Here is a 17827-nt window from a genome sequence, read left to right as displayed (position 1 = left end):
TATGCAAACTGACTATACCGTTGTTATTACTGGCGGCAGCACGGGCATTGGTGCTGATCTGTGTCGGCATTATATCGACGCGGGTTACACCGTTATTTCTCTTGCCCGTAAAACCCTAGATTGGGAGCACGAGCGTTTGGTGCAAATGCAGGTGGACTTATTAGACGAGACCGCTACCGCTGCTGCCGCAACCACAATTGCTGCTAATCATCACGTAACCCATTTTATTCATAATGCTGGGGTAATTTGGCCTAATTTGCTCGAAGACGTCAGTCTTAGCGAGCTCCAAGGACTCACGCAAATTCACTTGGGCGCTGCCATCCAACTGATGCAGGCGTTTGTACCACATATGCGTAGTCGTCAATTTGGGCGCGTGGTGTTTATGTCCTCACGCGGCGCATTGGGACTAGAGACCCGCAGCGCTTACTCAGCCACTAAGGCCGGCATGATTGGCATGGCACGCACCTGGGCTTTGGAGTTAGCCGACCAAGGTATTACTGTAAACGTGGTCGCACCTGGTCCTATACAAACCCCCATGTTTCATGACGTCGTGGATGCTGGTAGTGAGCGGGAACAACAACTTGCTCAAGCTATCCCTGTGAAACGCCTAGGTCGAGTCGATGATATCCGGCGTGCAGTCAACTTTTTTGCTGACCCAGACAATAGCTTTGTTACCGGTCAAACCCTGTATGTATGCGGTGGTGCCAGCATTGGCACATTAAAAATCTAAGCAATTTAAGGGTTTTTTTCTATTCACTTGAATTTATTAAGTCTTAAACTATTTAAAACAAAACATCTTAATGACAAGGCGTGTATTCACACGCCTTCTTCATCATAAAAACACTTCTGATGTCCTCGTACGGAGACCACATGGACAACGACTTAATCGGTATGCAGTTAAAGCGCTCCCAAGGTGGTCTTGTCCGCCTTGTAGAGACCTTGCTTGATGCACTCTGTGCCACGATTCTTGTATTAATGACTGCTATCACCACAGTGGACGTGGTGGGTCGTTACCTGTTACATGCGCCTGTACACGGTGCCTATGAAAGTAACGAACTGCTATTGGGCATTTTAGTTTTTGCTGCTCTGCCCCGTGTAACTTGGCATCAACAGCATTTAGCCGTTACCGCCTTAGGCAGTACGCTTAGCCCCACACTTAAACGCCTTCAGGAAAAAATGCTTTCCTTAGTTTCAGCCGTCTGTTTGGCTGTACTCAGCTATTTTTTATGGCAGCATGGCGCTCAGCTCGCAAGCTATGGCGATATGAGTAACGCCTTAAATTTACCCTTGGCCCCCTTTGCTTACGCTATTGCTATTTTTACCGCTATTTCGGCATTAGCAGCATTAGTACACGTGTTTTTACCCGCCTCGGCTCACCCCTAACCCGTTACGGTTTACGCATTATGTTTGTTTCTTTACTTGGCTTAATCGCATTATTAGCCTGTCTTTTTGTGGGTTTACCTATTGCTTGGGGCATGCTGCTAATTGGCGTTGTTGGTTTTAGTTTTTACACCGGTCTTGAAGCTGCATTGACGATGGCAGCTCAAACTGCTTATGACACGGGCATGAGTTACAGTTTTACCGTGCTGCCCTTGTTTATTTTAATGGGAAATCTAGTCAACGCTTCGGGATTGTCACGCGATCTCTATACAGCCGCTAACGCATTCATTGGGCATTTACGTGGCGGCTTAGCCATGGCAACCATTTTAGCCTGTGGTTCCTTTAGTGCTCTGTCAGGCTCTAGCATGGCTACCACCGCAGCCATGAGCCGCGTTGCCATGCCTTCAATGCGCAAATACAACTACGACGACCGCTTAGCTACCGGCAGCATAGCGGCTGGGGGCACCTTGGGCATTTTGATTCCACCTAGCGTCATTATGGTGGTTTACGGTATTTTGACCGAGACTGATATTGGCAAGCTCTTTGCCGCCGGTTTTTTACCAGGTTTTTTGGCTATTGTGATGTACTTAATCACCGTGCTTATCTTAACCACCCTTAATCCTAAGCTCGGTCAACCCGGCACCAAAAGCTCATGGGCACAACGTCTGCATGCTACCAAAGGGGTATTTGCTATCACGGTGCTATTTATCGTGATTATGGGCGGTATTTACGGCGGCGTTTTTACCCCTACCGAAGCAGCTGGTATTGGTGCATTTTGTACTTTTCTTATTACTTTTAAACGACGCGGCTGGCAGCCTAAAGTGTATCTCACTGTGTTGGTCGAAGCCGCCCAAACCACGGCTGTTATGTTTGCTTTGGTGATTGGCGCTCTTATCTTCACCAACTTTTTAACCGTAGCCGGCTTACCTAATCAGTTATTGGATTTTATTAACACCCTTGATATGTCACCCCTGATGGTGATTTTCATGATCTGCCTTATTTACTTGGTATTGGGGTGCTTTTTAGAAACCATGTCTATGGTAATGCTAACCGTACCTATTTTTTATCCCATTGTGGCCTCGATGGGCTTCGACCTAGTGTGGTTTGGCATTATTGTGGTGGTCGCAGCAGAAATTAGCTTAATCACGCCTCCTCTGGGCTTGAATATTTTCATGATTAAAAACGTCATGCCCGATATTCCTTTACGTACGGTTATTTATGGTGTGACCCCATTTGTTCTGACTGACATCATCCGCCTAGCAGTATTGGTGTTAGTGCCATGGATTGTCATGGTTATACCTAACAGCATGTAGCTCATCATTGCGCTTGTTCTGTTTTAGCTTGTTCTAACTATAAAAAACAATATTACCCACTTCATCCTGGAGACATTTTATGAAAATTGTAAAGCGTTTAAGTGCCTGTTTAGGTCTGAGTCTGGCCGCGGTGCTTCCCTTTGGCAGCGCTCAAGCGGAAACGCAAACCATTCGTTTTTCGAATTGGCTGCCCCCTGCGCACTACATTGTGAAAGAAATGCTAGAACCTTGGGCGGCCCAAGTTAACGACGTGACCGAGGGCCGTGTCAAAGTCGAATTCATTAACCCTTTAGGTAAACCTCAAGCTCACCTTGATTTGGTTCGAAATGGGGTTGCCGACATGGGTATGTCAGTACACAGCTATACCGCGAGCCGTTTTCCATTGATTGAGTTTGCAGAGCTGCCCTTTACCACAGAAGACGGGGGGATAAACTCTGTGGCGTACTGGCGCACCTACGAAAAATTCATGATGGATGCCGACGAGCACCGTGGTGTGAAACTAATGGGGGTTTGGACTAGTCCTGCTACGGTAATCTTTACCAACAAAGAGGAAATTACCAGCTTAGATCAACTCGATGGTCTTAAACTGCGCTCCCCTAGTCCTCTGTTTGACAATATTGGCAAAGCCATGGGTATTGTGACGGTTAACGCCCCAGCCTCTGAAAGTTATGAAATGCTTTCTCGCGGTGTGATTGACGGCCTGTACTTCCAATATGACCAAATTGAAAACTTCAAATTGGATAAACTCATTAAAAGTGCAGTGGCCGTTCCCGGCGGTTTTGGTAAAAGTAGCCAGTTCTTATTCATGAATGAGCGTAAATGGAATGCCATTAGCGAAGCCGACCGCGCTGCTATCAGCAAGATCTCGGGCGAGCACATTGCACGCATGTTTGGTGAAAAATGGAACGAAGGCGAACAAAAAGCCATCACTAGCCTAACCGACGCTGGCCTAAAAACCTATCACGTAGAAGGCGCTGAGCTCGAAAAACTCAAAGCCGACCTCGTCTTTATTGAACAAGACTGGATTAAAGCAGCGGAAAAGAAAAACATCGATGGTCAAGCTGCTCTTGATTACTATAGAGCTCAAATTAAAGAACTAAGTCAGCCTTAACTTCATTACGTTTATGGCTCTGCAGGCGTTTTGTTAACCTCCTTTCAAAACGCCTGCTTTTTTTTACGCTCATTGCCATCTCGGCTCTTCTTAGATGAGTGTTTTCCCTATAAATATCAATTCCTTGCGCTAAATGGATACCTCTAGCTAAAGCTGGATAGCTGCAGCTCTGACGCCCCTCTACTATTCAAATCATTGACAACTAAACAATAAATCAATGGGTGGAGACTCAGGCACAGTAGCGTAATACCCACTTAGTTGCCACCTAGACTCTGCCTATTGATCGCCATCTGCTTCACACCGCGTATTGACTCTATTTGAGCCTAGTCAACCAAGGCCCAACGCGGTAATGAAACAGACGTCATCGTCTATGGAGCTATCTATGAAAGGTTTAGAAAACAACGTCATCATTGTGACAGGGGGAGCCACTCATATTGGTGCAGGGGTGGTTGCAGTATTACGCAGCTATGGCGCGCGCGTTGCAGTTTTTGATATTGATGTGGTCGGCGGCCAAGCTGCGGTTGGAACACAAGCAGAACACGCGCGCTTTTGGGAAGTGGATATCACCGATGATGCCGCCATCACAGCAGCCACTGCAGCTGTCCATGCTCATTTTGGGCGTATTGATGGTTTAGTGAACTTGGCCTGTTCGTATGTGGATGAAGGCATGGCTTCCCATCGCGAAGACTGGTTAACAGCGTTGAATGTAAATGTGGTGAGTACCGTGCAGATGAGTAAAGCAGTACATCCTTATTTACAACAACAAAAAGGCGGTGCCATTGTCAACTTCACATCTATTTCTTCTGCAGTAGCCCAAACTGGACGCTGGCTTTACCCCGCCTCCAAAGCAGCCTTAGTGCAAATTACACGTAGCTTAGCCATGGATTGGGCTGCAGACCATATTCGTGTTAATTCCGTATCCCCTGGTTGGACCTGGTCCAAAGTCATGGACGAGCTGACTGGGGGCAATCGCGCTAAAACCGATCAGGTCGCTGCTCCGTTTCACCTTTTAAAACGGGTAGGCAACCCCTCTGAAGTCGGTGAAGTCGTTGCTTTCTTACTGTCTGATGCGGCCAGCTTTGTCACAGGTGCCGACTATGCCGTTGACGGCGGCTATTCCGCCATGGGCCCCGAACAAGCCATTCCAGCCATTCCCCAACTAGCCGAATAAACACACTTTTATCACCTAAGGAGACCGACTATGCGTACTATTGCAATTATTGGTGGGGGCCAAGCCGGCATGCCAGTTGCCTTTGGCCTATTAGCCCAAGGGTATGAAGTGACTCTTTATACCAATCGCACTCCTGAGCAAATTCGTGCTGGGCGCGTAATGTCCAGTCAGTGTATGTTTGCCAACGCACTAGATGTAGAGCGCCGTTTGGACATTAATTTTTGGGAGGACGAGTGTCCACCAGTAGAAGGCATTGGTTTTGCTTTGCCTCATCCCGAGCAACCCGACACCAAAGCCATAGACTGGAGCGGACGTCTAGACCGCGTAGCCCAAGCCACGGATCAACGTATTAAAATGCCAGTGTGGATCGAGGAGTTTGCCGAACGCGGCGGTCGCGTTGTATTTGAGGATGTGGGCGTGGCCGAACTCGAACGCATTAGCAGTGAACATGAACTCACTATTCTTGCTGCAGGTAAAGGCGAAGTGGTGCGCTTATTTGAGCGCGATGCCTCTCGCTCTCCTTTCGATAAGCCACAGCGTGCGCTGGCTTTGACCTATGTTCATGGCCTAGAACCCACTCCCGATTACTCACGCGTTTCCTTTAACTTTATACCTGGCGTAGGCGAGTATTTTGTCTTCCCCTCATTAACCTTATCGGGCCCATGCGATATCATGGTGTTTGAAGGCGTTCCGAATGGACCACTAGATCGCTTCAAAGACGCTCAAAGCCCCCAAGATCACTTTGACCGTAGTCTTCGTTTTCTTGACGAGTTCTTACCTTGGGAGGCCGACCGCGCCCGCAACTGCGAGCTCACCGATGCACAAGGCTATTTAGCGGGCAGTTTCCCTCCTACAGTACGTAAACCCGTACTTACCTTGCCCTCAGGCAATCTGGTCTTAGGCATGGGGGACGCTGTGGTAGTCAACGATCCTATTACCGGTCAGGGTTCTAACAACGCGGCCAAATGCGCTCAAGTGTATTTAGATCAAATCCTCGCACGAGGTACGCTTAGCTTTGATCGCGAGTGGATGGAAGCCACATTTGAAACGTATTGGAATTATGCCCATCGCGTCGTCTCATGGACTAACTCTATGCTGTTGCCGCCTACTCCCCAAGCCTTTGCTTTATTATCAGGGGCGCACCAACAGCCTAAACTGGCTCATTTCCTTGCGAATGCATTTGATAACCCACCTGTGCTTTATCCTGCATGGGACAACCTAGCAGAGGCTGAAAAGCTGATTCAGACCACTGCAGATCTGCCCGTCACAGCTTAATTTGTAATACCTAGGAGTTTTTTCATGTCTACACAGGCCACAACGGAAACCGAAAATGCGCTGAATTTGTTCGATAGTCGAGCATTTAGACACGCCTTAGGCCATTTCCCCACAGGTGTGGCAATTGTCACAACACGCACACCAGAAGGACGGCCTGTGGGCTTGACCATCAACTCATTCTCATCGTTATCACTAGAGCCTCCTCTTATTATGTGGAGCCTAGTCAATCATTCGCCCAGTCTCGCTATTTTTGAGCAGTGTAATTATTTTGCGATTAATGTGATCAGCCAACAACAGATAGAGGCCGCCTTAGGCTTTGCGAACTCCCAAATAGAGGATAAGTTTGCCTTGGTTTCTCACGTCGATGGCGAAGAAGGTGTGCCGTTACTTGATGATTGTGTGGCTACCTTTGTATGTGAAAACTATAAACAGCACGAAGGTGGTGACCACACATTATTTATTGGGCGTGTGGTGCGCCACAGCACCATCACTGAGCATGAGCCAGCTGTGTTCCATCGCGGTAAATTTACACGACTGGGCGACTAATTCTCTCAGGAGACATCATGCAGCATCGCAGCGATGTAGTTATTATAGGCAGTGGCATTAACTCATTAAGTTGCGCCGCTTTGCTTGCCAACCGCGGTTTAAGCGTGACGGTATTAGAACGAAACCCTATTGCAGGCGGGTGCATACGCACTGAAACCCTTTTCCCCGGTTTCACGCACGACCTTTTCTCAAGCTGGTATCCCCTCTTTGTAGGGGGTGCAGCCTATGCCGAGCTCAAAGACCCACTCGCCAAGGCCGGTGTGCAGTTTGTAAATAGTTCTTATAGTACCGGTTTAGCTATTCCGCATGGCACAGGCTTGGCATTACGCCAAGACATGAGCGACACGATACAACGCTTAAACCAAGTGGCACCTAAAGACGGCGATGCCATCGGTGCTGCTGCCACACAACTGTTTGGGGCTGATGCCGCCTTGGTCTTTGGTTTAATGGGCGGTGCCCCCTATAGCTGGAAGACCACAAAATTACTGCTTAATTCGTGGCGTCAACGTGGTGTAGACGGCATGATGGCCTTTGCCAGTCACGCCTTAGAAAATTTCAGACGTTGGTCCGAACGCGAATTGAGTCACGACCTAACACGGGCCCTGATTGCCCCCTGGGTATTGCATAGCGGCCTAGGCCCTGACGAAGCCAGTTCCGCCCTAATCGGTAAGCTCACCTTTTGTGCCGTTACAGCAGGGGGTATGCCAGTAGTCCAAGGCGGAGGCTACGAACTGGTTAAGGCTTTTATATCAATTATCGAGCAAGCGGGTGGTCAAGTTATTACCAACAAACACGTGGATCAGATCTTGGTTGAGGGCAACACAGCTAAGGGGGTACGTGTAGGTGATGAATACTACTATGCTCAACGCGCAGTGGTCGCTAACGTCACCCCAAACCAATTGTACGAGCAGTTATTACCCAACATTGATACTGCCTATCAAGATCAGGCCAAAGCGTATCGTTATGGCCGAGGTGGTATGCAAATTCATTTTGCCCTTAATGCCAAACCAACATGGTTACACCAAGAGCTCATCCATGTGCCCTTGGTGCACGTAACGGAAAGCATGGAGCAAGTCTGTGCATCCGTAGTCGAAGCCAATAACGGTTGGTTACCAGCTAAGCCTACCTTAGCCGTAGGGCAGCCTGTGGTCGTAGACCCTACACGTGCCCCAGATGGCAGTTGGATCCTCTGGGTACAAATGCAAGAGCTACCGACTCATTTGCGGGCTGATAGCGCCGGTGAAATTCCCATACCTACCGATGGCCGTTGGAATGAAGCCGTTAAACAAGCCATGGTAGAGCGGGTCAAACAGCGTTTAGAAACCGTTATGCCTAACTTTAGTCAGTTAATCGTGGGGGAAAAAGCCTACAGCCCCGCCGATTTAGAACAAGCAAATATTAATCTAGTGGGAGGTGACCCCTATTCTGGCGTTTGTTCACCTGATCAATTTTTCTTCATGCGCCCATTTGCTGGTTCAGCCAAAACGCGCACAGGCCAAACTCCAATTGCCCGTTTACATCATATCGGGGCCTCCGTGCACCCTGGTCCAGGCTTAGGAGGACAGTCGGGCTATTTAGCAGCACAACGCATTAAAAAATCGTAACTATTTCTTTTAGCTCACTTACCCTAAAACCACTATGCTACATTTTCCCTCATAGTGGTTTTTCCATTTTTAGTCTATAACCACTTAGTCGCTATCTACCGCACTCCAATAATAACCACAAGGAGAAGACTATGAGCCCTGCCCTGTTAGCTATTGGTGTTTTACTCCTAACGCTAGGTCTATTTATTTATGGTCGTTGGCGTCACGATGTGGTGGCTGTGATCGCACTTCTACTCAGTAGCGTGCTTGGCCTCATTCCCAGCGATGCTATATTCAGTGGTTTTAGTCACCCAGCCGTGGTCACGGTGGCTTGTGTATTAATTCTTAGTTATGCTTTGCAGCAAACCGGTGCCATTGATGTATTAGCTGAACGCGTATTACCTAAAAAAAGCAATATAACGGTCTCGCTGTTAACCTTAACAGCTTTAGCAGCTTTTCTATCCGGCTTTATGAATAATGTAGGTGCATTGGCGCTACTGATGCCCGTATCGTTACAAGTGGCGCAACGACACAATATACCGGCCGGAAAAATCCTCATGCCGGTCTCTTACGCGACCATTTTAGGCGGCATGACCACACTAATTGGTACCCCCTCTAACTTAATTGTGTCGGAATACCGTGCCGAAGCCACAGGCAAAGCTTTTAGCATGTTTGATTTCACCCCGCTTGGGGTTAGCTTAGCGGTTGCAGGCGTGCTGTTTATCTCTTTAATCGGATGGCGCTTAATCCCTATGCGTCAACGGGCCCATGCCGACGCTTTTGAAACCGGTTCGTATCTGACCGAAGCCCGCGTCGCCGAGGACAGCAAGGCCATTGGTATGCGTTTAAGCGAAGTCCAAGACATACTGGCGGCTACCGATAGCCAAGTGCTAGCCCTAATTCGTGAAAAAGTCACCATTCACAGCCCCAGCCCTATTTTGCAATTACAGCAAAGTGACATTTTGTTAATTGAGTCCGACCCAGAGGTGTTAGCTAAAAACCTAGATGTACTCAATTTAGTTTTTCATGAAGATCGCGAATTAGTACCACCTACCGACGAGTCTGATACAGTCCCAGCACCTTCTTCTGACTCGGCAAATGACACTAAAAACTCCGATAAAAAACAACCACCTACTCATACCGAGCTTTCTGAGTTGGTTATTCTGCCCGGCTCCTCATTAATTGGACGCAGCGCCTCCAATCTACGCCTGCGGGCTTTATACCATGTCAATTTATTGGCTATTTCACGTCAAGGCACGCGCTCTAGAACCCGATTGCGCAACACACCCCTGCGCACTGGTGATGTGTTGCTGCTCCAAGGCCCCCAAGACCGCATCAGTAACTTTGCCTCAAACGGTGGCTGCGCTATTTTAGCGGCACGAGCCCTACGCGTACCCGACCGCCGCAAGATGCTGTTAGCAAACGGCATTATGGTACTTTCTGTGGCCCTTGCCGCCTCTGGCTTATTTTCAGCCGCTCTGAGTTTTATGCTAGGCGTGCTATTGCTTTTACTTTTTAATGTGATTGCTTTACGCCAAATTTATAATGCTGTGGACTGGTCTGTAATTGTATTGCTAGCAGCATTAATACCGGTTGCCCAAGCCCTAGAAAGCACTCAGGCTGCAGCACAAATTGCCAAGCTTTTACTCGACTACGGAGCCCAAGGTCATGCGGTCTGGGCTTTAGGTCTGATTATGGTCACCACTATGTTGCTATCCGATTTGATGAACAATGCCGCTACTGCTACCGTTATGAGCCCAGTGGCATTGGGTACGGCTCATCAGCTTGGCGTCAACCCCGATACGTTCTTAATGGCTATTGTTATTGGGGCTTCGTGTGCTTTTTTAACCCCTATAGGTCATCAGAACAACACCTTAATTTTAGGGCCCGGAGGCTTTAGATTTAATGATTATTGGCGTATGGGGCTGCCATTAGACATATTAATTGTTGCGTTAACACTGCCCTTGATTTTGTATTTGTGGCCCCTATGAAGCAGAGCGCATGCGTTGTTGTGTTTGGCTAGGGCTTTCACCAAAACGTCGCTTGTATTCAGCACTAAAACGGCCTAAATGCATAAACCCCCAACGCAGTGCCACCTGAGTTACCGAGTCTGGACTAGGTTGGCACAGCTCGTGCCGTACCCGATCTAGACGAATCTGACGTAAATACTGCATGGGACTAATGCCGCAATACTGCTGAAAACCAGCGTGCAAACTACGTACACTTATTTGGGCTAAGGCCGCGAGCTCCTCGAGACGAATAGGTTGATCCGCATGCTCGTGTAAGTACTGTTCAACCAAGCGGATTGAACGCGGCAAAACTTGATCGGTGCGCCGTGGTGTAGGGCTATCTATAGGTGGGTGTAAATCTAAAAAGGTAGTCACCACCAATTGCTCAAGTTGAGCTACTACTAATGGGGAGCTTAATACGGACTCAGAATGACGGGCACAATCAATAACATAACGCATCATCAAGCGCCAGCTCATCTGTTGATGAGCTTGAAACCGCAATGGAAACATAAATGAAGGCGACCAGTTTCCTTGCTCAAAATGTGGGGCGATTTGTTCTACCAAGGCCCGATCAATTTTAAGCATGAGTTGCTCATTGTTGGCTCGCCACACCATATCAATGTCTACATTAGGGTTTAATACAGTGGCAACATGGGGAGATGAATCAACTTGTTCATTACCACTGCGCACCGTGGCCTGCCCATACTGAGGAAGCTGAATAAGGTAAAAACCGGCTAACTGTTCGGGCTGAATACGAACATCCGCCCCATAACCGAGTCGCATCACACCCACCTGCCCTAATTGCACAAAACGCAAACGAGTTTGCAAAGGCTGTGTGGTGTTGTTAAGAGTGAGACGATGTGGCTTGATTAAGGTACTGACAGACGACTGCACGAGGTCTAAGTCAGTAGAAACGAACTGTTGCCATGGGCTTAGGGATGTCATAACAAACCCTCTGGATAACTGCAAAATAAATGCAGCGACTGATTCAGTGAATTGCCGATCTATTATTTTAGTTGTAAAGTATGTGGTTTATTATCGGGACATTCCCGAACACCTCGCTATCGTTTTTTGGGAAAAAACAGTGCAAGATCATTATCATACTTACGAGCCCAAGAACGGACATGGTTTACGCCATGATCCCATTAGCTCTATTGTTGGCCCCCGCGTTATTGGTTGGATAGGTACACAAGACACAGCAGGGCAGCCAAACCTCGCCCCCTACAGTTTCTGCAATATTTTCAACTACAAGCCCGCATTAATTGCCTTTTCTAGCGTTGGATATAAAGATAGCGTGCGTAATGCTATTGAGACAGGGGTCTTTACGTGGAATTTGGCAACGCGCTCGTTAGCAGAAGCTGTTAACCAAAGCAGTCTAGAGCAGCCTGTCAACGAATTCGACCTTACCCAACTTACGCCATTAGCAGGACAACTGATTGCAGCACCGCGCGTGGCTCAAAGCCCTGTTTCCATTGAATGTAAAGTGACTCAGCACTTTCAAATGACTGACCAAAACCAAGACGCACTCAATACGTGGATGGTAATTGGTGAAGTTGTTGCGGTTCACATTGACCCCGCCTTAATTAAGGATGGCATTTATCATTGTGCTGCAGCCCAGCCCATATTACGCGGGGGCGGTCCGGCCGATTATTATGAGATTAGCGACCAGACCTTATTCCATATGTACAGACCCAAATAACGCATAGGCCTATATAACCCTAGTGGCCTAAAGGCTTAGGCTGCTTTTTCAATTAGTGCAGCAATTGCTTTGCCCACGTCGGTTGTATTGGCTTGACCGCCTAGATCCGCCGTGCGTGGCCCATGCTCTAAGCTTTGTTCTACCGCTTGCATCATGGCCTCGTACGCTGCCTGATGCGTAGCGTCGCCTGCGCCTAGAAACTCTACCATCAGCGCGGCTGACCAGATCATTGCAACAGGGTTAGCAATGTTTTTACCGGCAATATCTGGAGCAGAACCATGTACAGGCTCAAACAAGGATGGAAAATGACGCTCAGGGTTTAAATTCGCCGAAGGCGCAATGCCCACGGTACCAGTACACGCTGGCCCTAGATCAGACAAGATATCGCCAAATAAATTAGATGCCACCACCACATCAAATTGCTCGGGCTGCAAGACAAAGCGTGCGGTCATAATATCAATGTGATGCTTATCCCAACGAACCTCAGGATAGTGCTGTGCCATTTGCTCTAAACGCTCATCCCAATACGGCATGCTAATTGCTAAGCCATTAGACTTAGTAGCCGAGCTAAGGTGTTTTTTAGGACGACTTTGTGCCACATCAAATGCATATTTCAAGACACGATCCACACCTATACGCGTAAACACAGACTCTTGAATCACCACCTCACGATCAGTGCCTTCAAAAATTTTGCCCCCAAGATTGGTGTATTCACCCTCCGTGTTTTCACGAACGACTACAAAATCAATATCACCAGGCTGTTTATTTGCTAAAGGCCCAGGCACCCCAGGCATCAAACGCACAGGACGCATATTAATATATTGATCAAACTCGCGACGGAATTTAAGTAATGACCCCCATAAGGAAACATGATCAGGCACGATTTCAGGCCAACCCACAGCACCAAATAAAATCGCATCGAAATCTTTAATGGTTTCAAACCAATCATCAGGCATCATTTGACCATGTTTTTGATAAAATTCAGCACTAGACCAATCAAAATGTTTAAAATCAAACTGAATACCAAATACCTTGCTGACTGCCTCTAGCGCTCTAAGCCCTTCTGGCATAACCTCTGTACCAATTCCATCCCCAGCAATTACTGCAATACGGTGTGTTTTCACTTAAAACTCCTTTAACTTCTTTCACAATCTGTATTTAATTTACAGAGTTTTTTAAACTAAAGTACAGAATAAATAAATGGTATTATTTTGATTTAAAAATTATTGTTTTTTAAATTAAAACATCTTTTTTTGTATTTATTTCAACCCGTGGGCTAATCTGTACATCTGGCCTACCTGTTAATTTTTTCGCTCGTATATTCTACCTTGAAGCCATCGTCTATTACCTCTTTACCCGCCTGGTCTACTTTTAGTGCGGCCGCCAAACAGGCGAATCCTTTGCACAATGAGCTGCGTTTAATTGATGCGGCAGGCCTAACGTTAGATTTAAGTGGGCAACGCTACAGTCCCCAGCTTGCCCAAGCCGGCCTAGACTTACTAGAGCAACGGCAGTTTAGCCAACAACGGGCAACACTATTAGACGGTGGTATTGCCAATATTACTGAAAACAGGGCAGCTTGGCACAGCATGTTACGCCAGCCGGCTGCCATCCCAGAGGTCATGGCAGAACGAGAGCGCCTTAACGCATTTATTCGTGAGTCCGATCTTGCTCGACGTTGGCGTCATATTGTGCATATTGGTATTGGCGGTAGCGACTGGGGCATACGCTTAACGGTGGCTGCTTTTGGTTATACCAAACAATGGCGCTCAGTTCGTTTTATTGCCAATATTGATGGGCACGCTGTAAAAGCGGGTCTTGCCGATTTAAATCCGCACGACACCTTAATCGTGGTGGCCTCTAAATCCTTCACTACTGCAGAAACCCTAAAAAACGCCTCGCGCGCAATTGAATGGCTAACAGCAGCCAACGTACGCAACCCGCTAGAGCAAGTGGTAGCTATTACAGCGCGCCCAGAACAAGCCAAAAAATGGGGTATTCCAGATAAACAAATCTTTAAATTTTGGGATTGGGTTGGTGGACGCTTTTCCTTATGGTCCAGTGTTAGCTTAACCACCGCTTTAAGCGTCAGCTCTGATGTTGTCGCTGGCATGCTTTCAGGCGCTGCCGCCATGGATAAACACTTTGAAACGGCACCCATAGCCCATAATGCACCGGTACAAATGGCCTTGCACGGCCTAGTTAACCGTAGCGTACTAGGTATTAGCTCATTAAATTTAGCGCCTTACGATTCCCGTTTAATGCATTTAGTACCTTATTTGCAGCAACTCGAGATGGAGTCCCTAGGTAAATCGGTAGATGTCTGTGGCGAAGCCGTTCCCGTACCGACTGGGCCTGTTGTTTGGGGTATGCCTGGTACTGATGCACAACATACGTTTTTTCAGTGGCTGCACCAAAGCAGTGACGGCGCTGCGGTGGATTTTATTGTGTGTCAGGAAGCCGAGCACCAGTGGCCCAGCCATCATCAAAGCCTACTGGCTAATTGCTTAGCACAGCGTGAGGCCATGTTACGCGGAAAAACAGAGGCCCAAGCCTACGAGGAATGCCTAGCTCAAGGTCATGAGCCCGAGCAAGCCCGTTGGCTAGCCAAACACCGTATTCACCAAGGCGGTCGCGCTAATAGCCTAATTGTGCTGCCCCGCTTGTCGCCCTACCATTTGGGTGCTTTGATTGCACTTTACGAGCACAAAGTATTTGTCCAAGCAGTATTGTGGGGCATTAACCCTTTTGATCAGTGGGGTGTAGAGTACGGCAAAATTTTAGCCACTGACATCACTAACGAGTTGCAAAATCAACCCTGCGTCAAAACCCATGACCCTTCCACTACGTATTGGATTGAACAGTTTAAAACACGTGGTCTGTAACGAAGACACAGCCCCAAAAAATGCGGCCATTTAGGCCGCATTTTAAATTAACGCATCTAGTTTTAAAGTCGGTTACGCGTTTTTCAAACCCCGCAACACATACTGCATGATGCCACCATGGCGGTAGTAATCGGCTTCAGATGGCGTATCAATACGCACAATGGCCTCAAACTCAACATCGCCAGCTTTTACATGCACAGTCTTAGGGATTTGACCTTGATTCAATACGCTAACCCCGGTGATTTCAAATACCTCGTCCCCTAACAAGCCAAGACTTTGAGCTGTGCTCCCTTTGGGGAACTGCAGTGGTAGCACACCCATACCAAGCAAGTTAGAACGGTGAATACGTTCGTATGACTCGGCTATAACCGCTCGTACCCCTAACAGCACAGTACCTTTGGCAGCCCAGTCTCGGGATGAGCCGGAACCGTACTCTTTACCCGCTAAAATCACTAATGGGGTATTAGCCGCTAGGTAATGACGTGACGCATCGTAAATAGTAGCTATAGGAGCCTCGGGTTGAGTGAAATCACGTGTATAGCCCCCTTCAGTACCTGGGGCCAATTGGTTGCGTAAACGTACATTAGCAAACGTACCGCGAATCATCACCTCGTGGTTACCACGTCGTGAACCATATGAGTTAAAGTCTTTGGGTTCGATACCATGGTCTTTTAAATACATCGCCGCCGGTGTCATATCTACAATTGCCCCCGCTGGGCTGATGTGATCCGTGGTGACTGAGTCGCCTAATTTTGCTAAAACCCGTGCACCATGAATATCTGTTACTGGTGCAGGTTGCGCTGGCATGTTCTCAAAATAAGGCGGGTGGCGTACATAGGTGGACTGTGAGTCCCAAGCAAACTGCTGACTGCTTGGCGTAGATAAGGCCTGCCAGCGTGCATCGCCGGCAAATACGTCTTCGTAGCCTTTGCTGTACATGTCTTTGGCGATGACTTGATCCATAACCGCTTGAACCTCAGCAGCGCTAGGCCATAAATCCTTTAAGTACACATCTTGGCCGTTGGTGTCTTGGCCTAGTACAGCCTTTTGTAAATCAATATTCATGGTGCCCGCAATGGCATAGGCCACCACCAAAGGGGGAGACATTAAGTAGTTCATCTTCACCTGTGGGTGAATGCGCCCTTCGAAGTTGCGGTTACCTGACAACACCGACACCACCGTTAGATCGTTAGCATCCACGGCCTGAGCTACCTCGGGAATTAGGGGACCGGAATTACCAATACATGTGGTGCAACCGTATCCAACTAAGTTAAAGCCTAACGCATCTAAATAAGGAGTAAGACCAGCTCGCTCGTAATAATCGGTGACCACGCGTGAGCCTGGTGCCAAACTAGTTTTAACCCATGGCTTGCGAGTTAAGCCTTTTTCATGCGCTTTTTTAGCTACCAGTGCAGCCGCAATCATAACGCTAGGGTTTGACGTATTCGTGCATGATGTAATGGCCGCAATCACCACAGCCCCATCATTTAATTCATAATGGGTGCCATCACTTTGTGACACCACCACACAGCTCGCCGCTTTTTTAGGTTGCTCTAAAGAAGGCGCATCAGAGGCAGGGAAAGACTCCTTGGACGCCTCATCGACCTCGCTGCCATCCCTATTTCCCTTTAATACTGCTAATTCTTTTCTAAAGGCGGATTGAGCCGAAGTCAAAGGCACACGGTCTTGGGGACGCTTGGGCCCAGCAATGGAAGGCACAATAGTCGATAAATTAAGCTCTAGATACTCTGAATACACCGGCTCATGGGCAGGGTCGTGCCACAGCCCTTGAGCTTTAGCATAGGCCTCAACTAAAGCCACCTGTTGTTCGCTACGCCCAGTTAAATGCATGTAGCTTAACGTTTCCTCATCAATAGGAAACATCGAAACAGTAGAACCATATTCTGGGCTCATGTTGCCGATAGTGGCACGATTAGCCAATGGCACCGCGCTAACACCCGGCCCATAAAACTCAACAAACTTCCCTACTACGCCGTGCTTGCGCAACATTTCTGTAATAGTTAATACCAAATCGGTGGCCGTCACCCCATCAGGCAAGCTACCCGTTAACTTAAAGCCCACCACACGCGGAATCAACATAGATATGGGTTGACCTAACATAGCCGCCTCGGCTTCAATGCCACCCACCCCCCATGCCACTACGCCTAAACCATTCACCATCGGTGTATGTGAGTCTGTGCCTACACAGGTGTCTGGGTAAGCCTGTAACACGCCGTCTTTCTCATCGGTGAACACCACTCGGGATAAATGCTCTAAGTTAACCTGATGCACAATCCCTGTTCCGGGGGGGACCACTTTGAAATTATCAAAAGCATCTTGCCCCCAGCGTAAAAACTGATAACGCTCTACGTTACGCTGATATTCAATTTCTACGTTGCGTTGGAAGGATTGGTTATGAGCAAAATCATCCACGATGACAGAGTGGTCAATTACGAGCTCCACAGGCACCAAAGGATTAATGCGCTGCGGATCACCACCCAGACTTGCCATGGCTTCGCGCATAGCAGCCAAATCCACCACTGCCGGCACCCCAGTGAAATCCTGCAAGACCACACGAGCAGGACTAAATGCAATCTCGTAGTCGGGCTCAGCCTGAGGATCCCAGCTGGCTAAAAAGCGGATGTGATTTGCTGTGACGTTTACACCGTCCTCAGTACGAAGTAAGTTTTCTAAAAGGATTTTTAAACCGTACGGCAAACGCTGAACATCTAAGCCTTGGTCTTGGAGTGCAGAAAGCTGGAAAATTTGGTAGTTCTGAGTGCCTACCGATAACGATTGACGGGCTTTAAAGCTATTGGGATGTGACATTAGAAGCCTCCTTAAGCAAAAACAGA

The 17827-nt window shown here is 48.0% G+C and carries 14 protein-coding genes; 11 read left to right on the top strand and 3 right to left on the bottom strand.

What is annotated here, in order from left to right; all coding sequences use genetic code 11:
• Position 1 precedes the first annotated feature (1 nt).
• The 9 genes from ACBP46_RS01375 to ACBP46_RS01335 all read left to right on the top strand — a co-directional run bounded on the left by ACBP46_RS01375 (position 2) and on the right by ACBP46_RS01335 (position 10370).
• Complete coding sequence (locus ACBP46_RS01375) at positions 2–730, top strand: SDR family NAD(P)-dependent oxidoreductase (protein WP_371014943.1); 729 nt, start codon at positions 2–4, stop codon at positions 728–730.
• Between the two features lie 140 nt (positions 731–870).
• A complete protein-coding gene (locus tag ACBP46_RS01370) occupies positions 871–1383 on the top strand; it encodes a TRAP transporter small permease (RefSeq protein ID WP_371014942.1) in 513 nt (170 codons plus the stop codon).
• Between the two features lie 20 nt (positions 1384–1403).
• Complete coding sequence (locus tag ACBP46_RS01365) at positions 1404–2693, top strand: TRAP transporter large permease (RefSeq protein WP_371014941.1); 1290 nt, start codon at positions 1404–1406, stop codon at positions 2691–2693.
• 79 nt (positions 2694–2772) lie between these two features.
• On the top strand, positions 2773–3804 hold the full coding sequence (locus ACBP46_RS01360; RefSeq protein WP_371014940.1) for a TRAP transporter substrate-binding protein: 1032 nt from the start codon (positions 2773–2775) through the stop codon (positions 3802–3804).
• Positions 3805–4186: 382 nt separating this feature from the next.
• A complete protein-coding gene (locus ACBP46_RS01355) occupies positions 4187–4975 on the top strand; it encodes an SDR family oxidoreductase (RefSeq protein WP_371014939.1) in 789 nt (262 codons plus the stop codon).
• Between the two features lie 30 nt (positions 4976–5005).
• Complete coding sequence (locus ACBP46_RS01350; protein WP_371014938.1) at positions 5006–6250, top strand: styrene monooxygenase/indole monooxygenase family protein; 1245 nt, start codon at positions 5006–5008, stop codon at positions 6248–6250.
• Between the two features lie 24 nt (positions 6251–6274).
• Entirely contained in the window at positions 6275–6796 is a 522-nt protein-coding gene (locus ACBP46_RS01345; RefSeq protein ID WP_371014937.1) for a flavin reductase family protein, read from the top strand.
• Between the two features lie 17 nt (positions 6797–6813).
• Positions 6814–8400, top strand: coding sequence for a phytoene desaturase family protein (locus tag ACBP46_RS01340; protein WP_371014936.1), 1587 nt, complete (start codon positions 6814–6816; stop codon positions 8398–8400).
• A gap of 131 nt (positions 8401–8531) precedes the next feature.
• The gene (locus ACBP46_RS01335; protein WP_371014935.1) at positions 8532–10370 is read left to right on the top strand and encodes an SLC13 family permease; all 1839 of its coding nucleotides are present in this window, start codon (positions 8532–8534) and stop codon (positions 10368–10370) included.
• On the opposite strand, the gene ACBP46_RS01330 is transcribed toward ACBP46_RS01335, so the two are convergent.
• Entirely contained in the window at positions 10365–11333 is a 969-nt protein-coding gene (locus ACBP46_RS01330; RefSeq protein WP_371014934.1) for an AraC family transcriptional regulator, read from the bottom strand. The two genes, ACBP46_RS01335 and ACBP46_RS01330, sit on opposite strands and share 6 nt — an antisense overlap.
• Before the next feature lie 139 nt (positions 11334–11472).
• Here ACBP46_RS01330 and ACBP46_RS01325 point away from each other — a divergent pair, with 139 nt between their 5' ends.
• The gene (locus ACBP46_RS01325; RefSeq protein WP_371014933.1) at positions 11473–12087 is read left to right on the top strand and encodes a flavin reductase family protein; all 615 of its coding nucleotides are present in this window, start codon (positions 11473–11475) and stop codon (positions 12085–12087) included.
• Between the two features lie 35 nt (positions 12088–12122).
• On the opposite strand, the gene ACBP46_RS01320 is transcribed toward ACBP46_RS01325, so the two are convergent.
• The gene (locus tag ACBP46_RS01320; RefSeq protein WP_371014932.1) at positions 12123–13211 is read right to left on the bottom strand and encodes a tartrate dehydrogenase; all 1089 of its coding nucleotides are present in this window, start codon (positions 13209–13211) and stop codon (positions 12123–12125) included.
• 204 nt (positions 13212–13415) lie between these two features.
• Here ACBP46_RS01320 and pgi point away from each other — a divergent pair, with 204 nt between their 5' ends.
• On the top strand, positions 13416–14972 hold the full coding sequence (pgi, locus tag ACBP46_RS01315) for a glucose-6-phosphate isomerase (RefSeq protein ID WP_371014931.1): 1557 nt from the start codon (positions 13416–13418) through the stop codon (positions 14970–14972).
• 72 nt (positions 14973–15044) lie between these two features.
• Here pgi and acnA read toward each other — a convergent pair whose 3' ends face one another.
• On the bottom strand, positions 15045–17801 hold the full coding sequence (gene acnA / locus ACBP46_RS01310; protein WP_371014930.1) for an aconitate hydratase AcnA: 2757 nt from the start codon (positions 17799–17801) through the stop codon (positions 15045–15047).
• Between the last annotated feature and the right edge of the window lie 26 nt (positions 17802–17827).

The organism is Paenalcaligenes hominis (assembly GCF_041359055.1).
Classification (GTDB): domain Bacteria; phylum Pseudomonadota; class Gammaproteobacteria; order Burkholderiales; family Burkholderiaceae_B; genus Paenalcaligenes; species Paenalcaligenes hominis_A.
The sequence above is the reverse complement of the archived record's forward strand: the minus strand, read 5'-3'. Positions and strand labels throughout refer to the sequence as shown.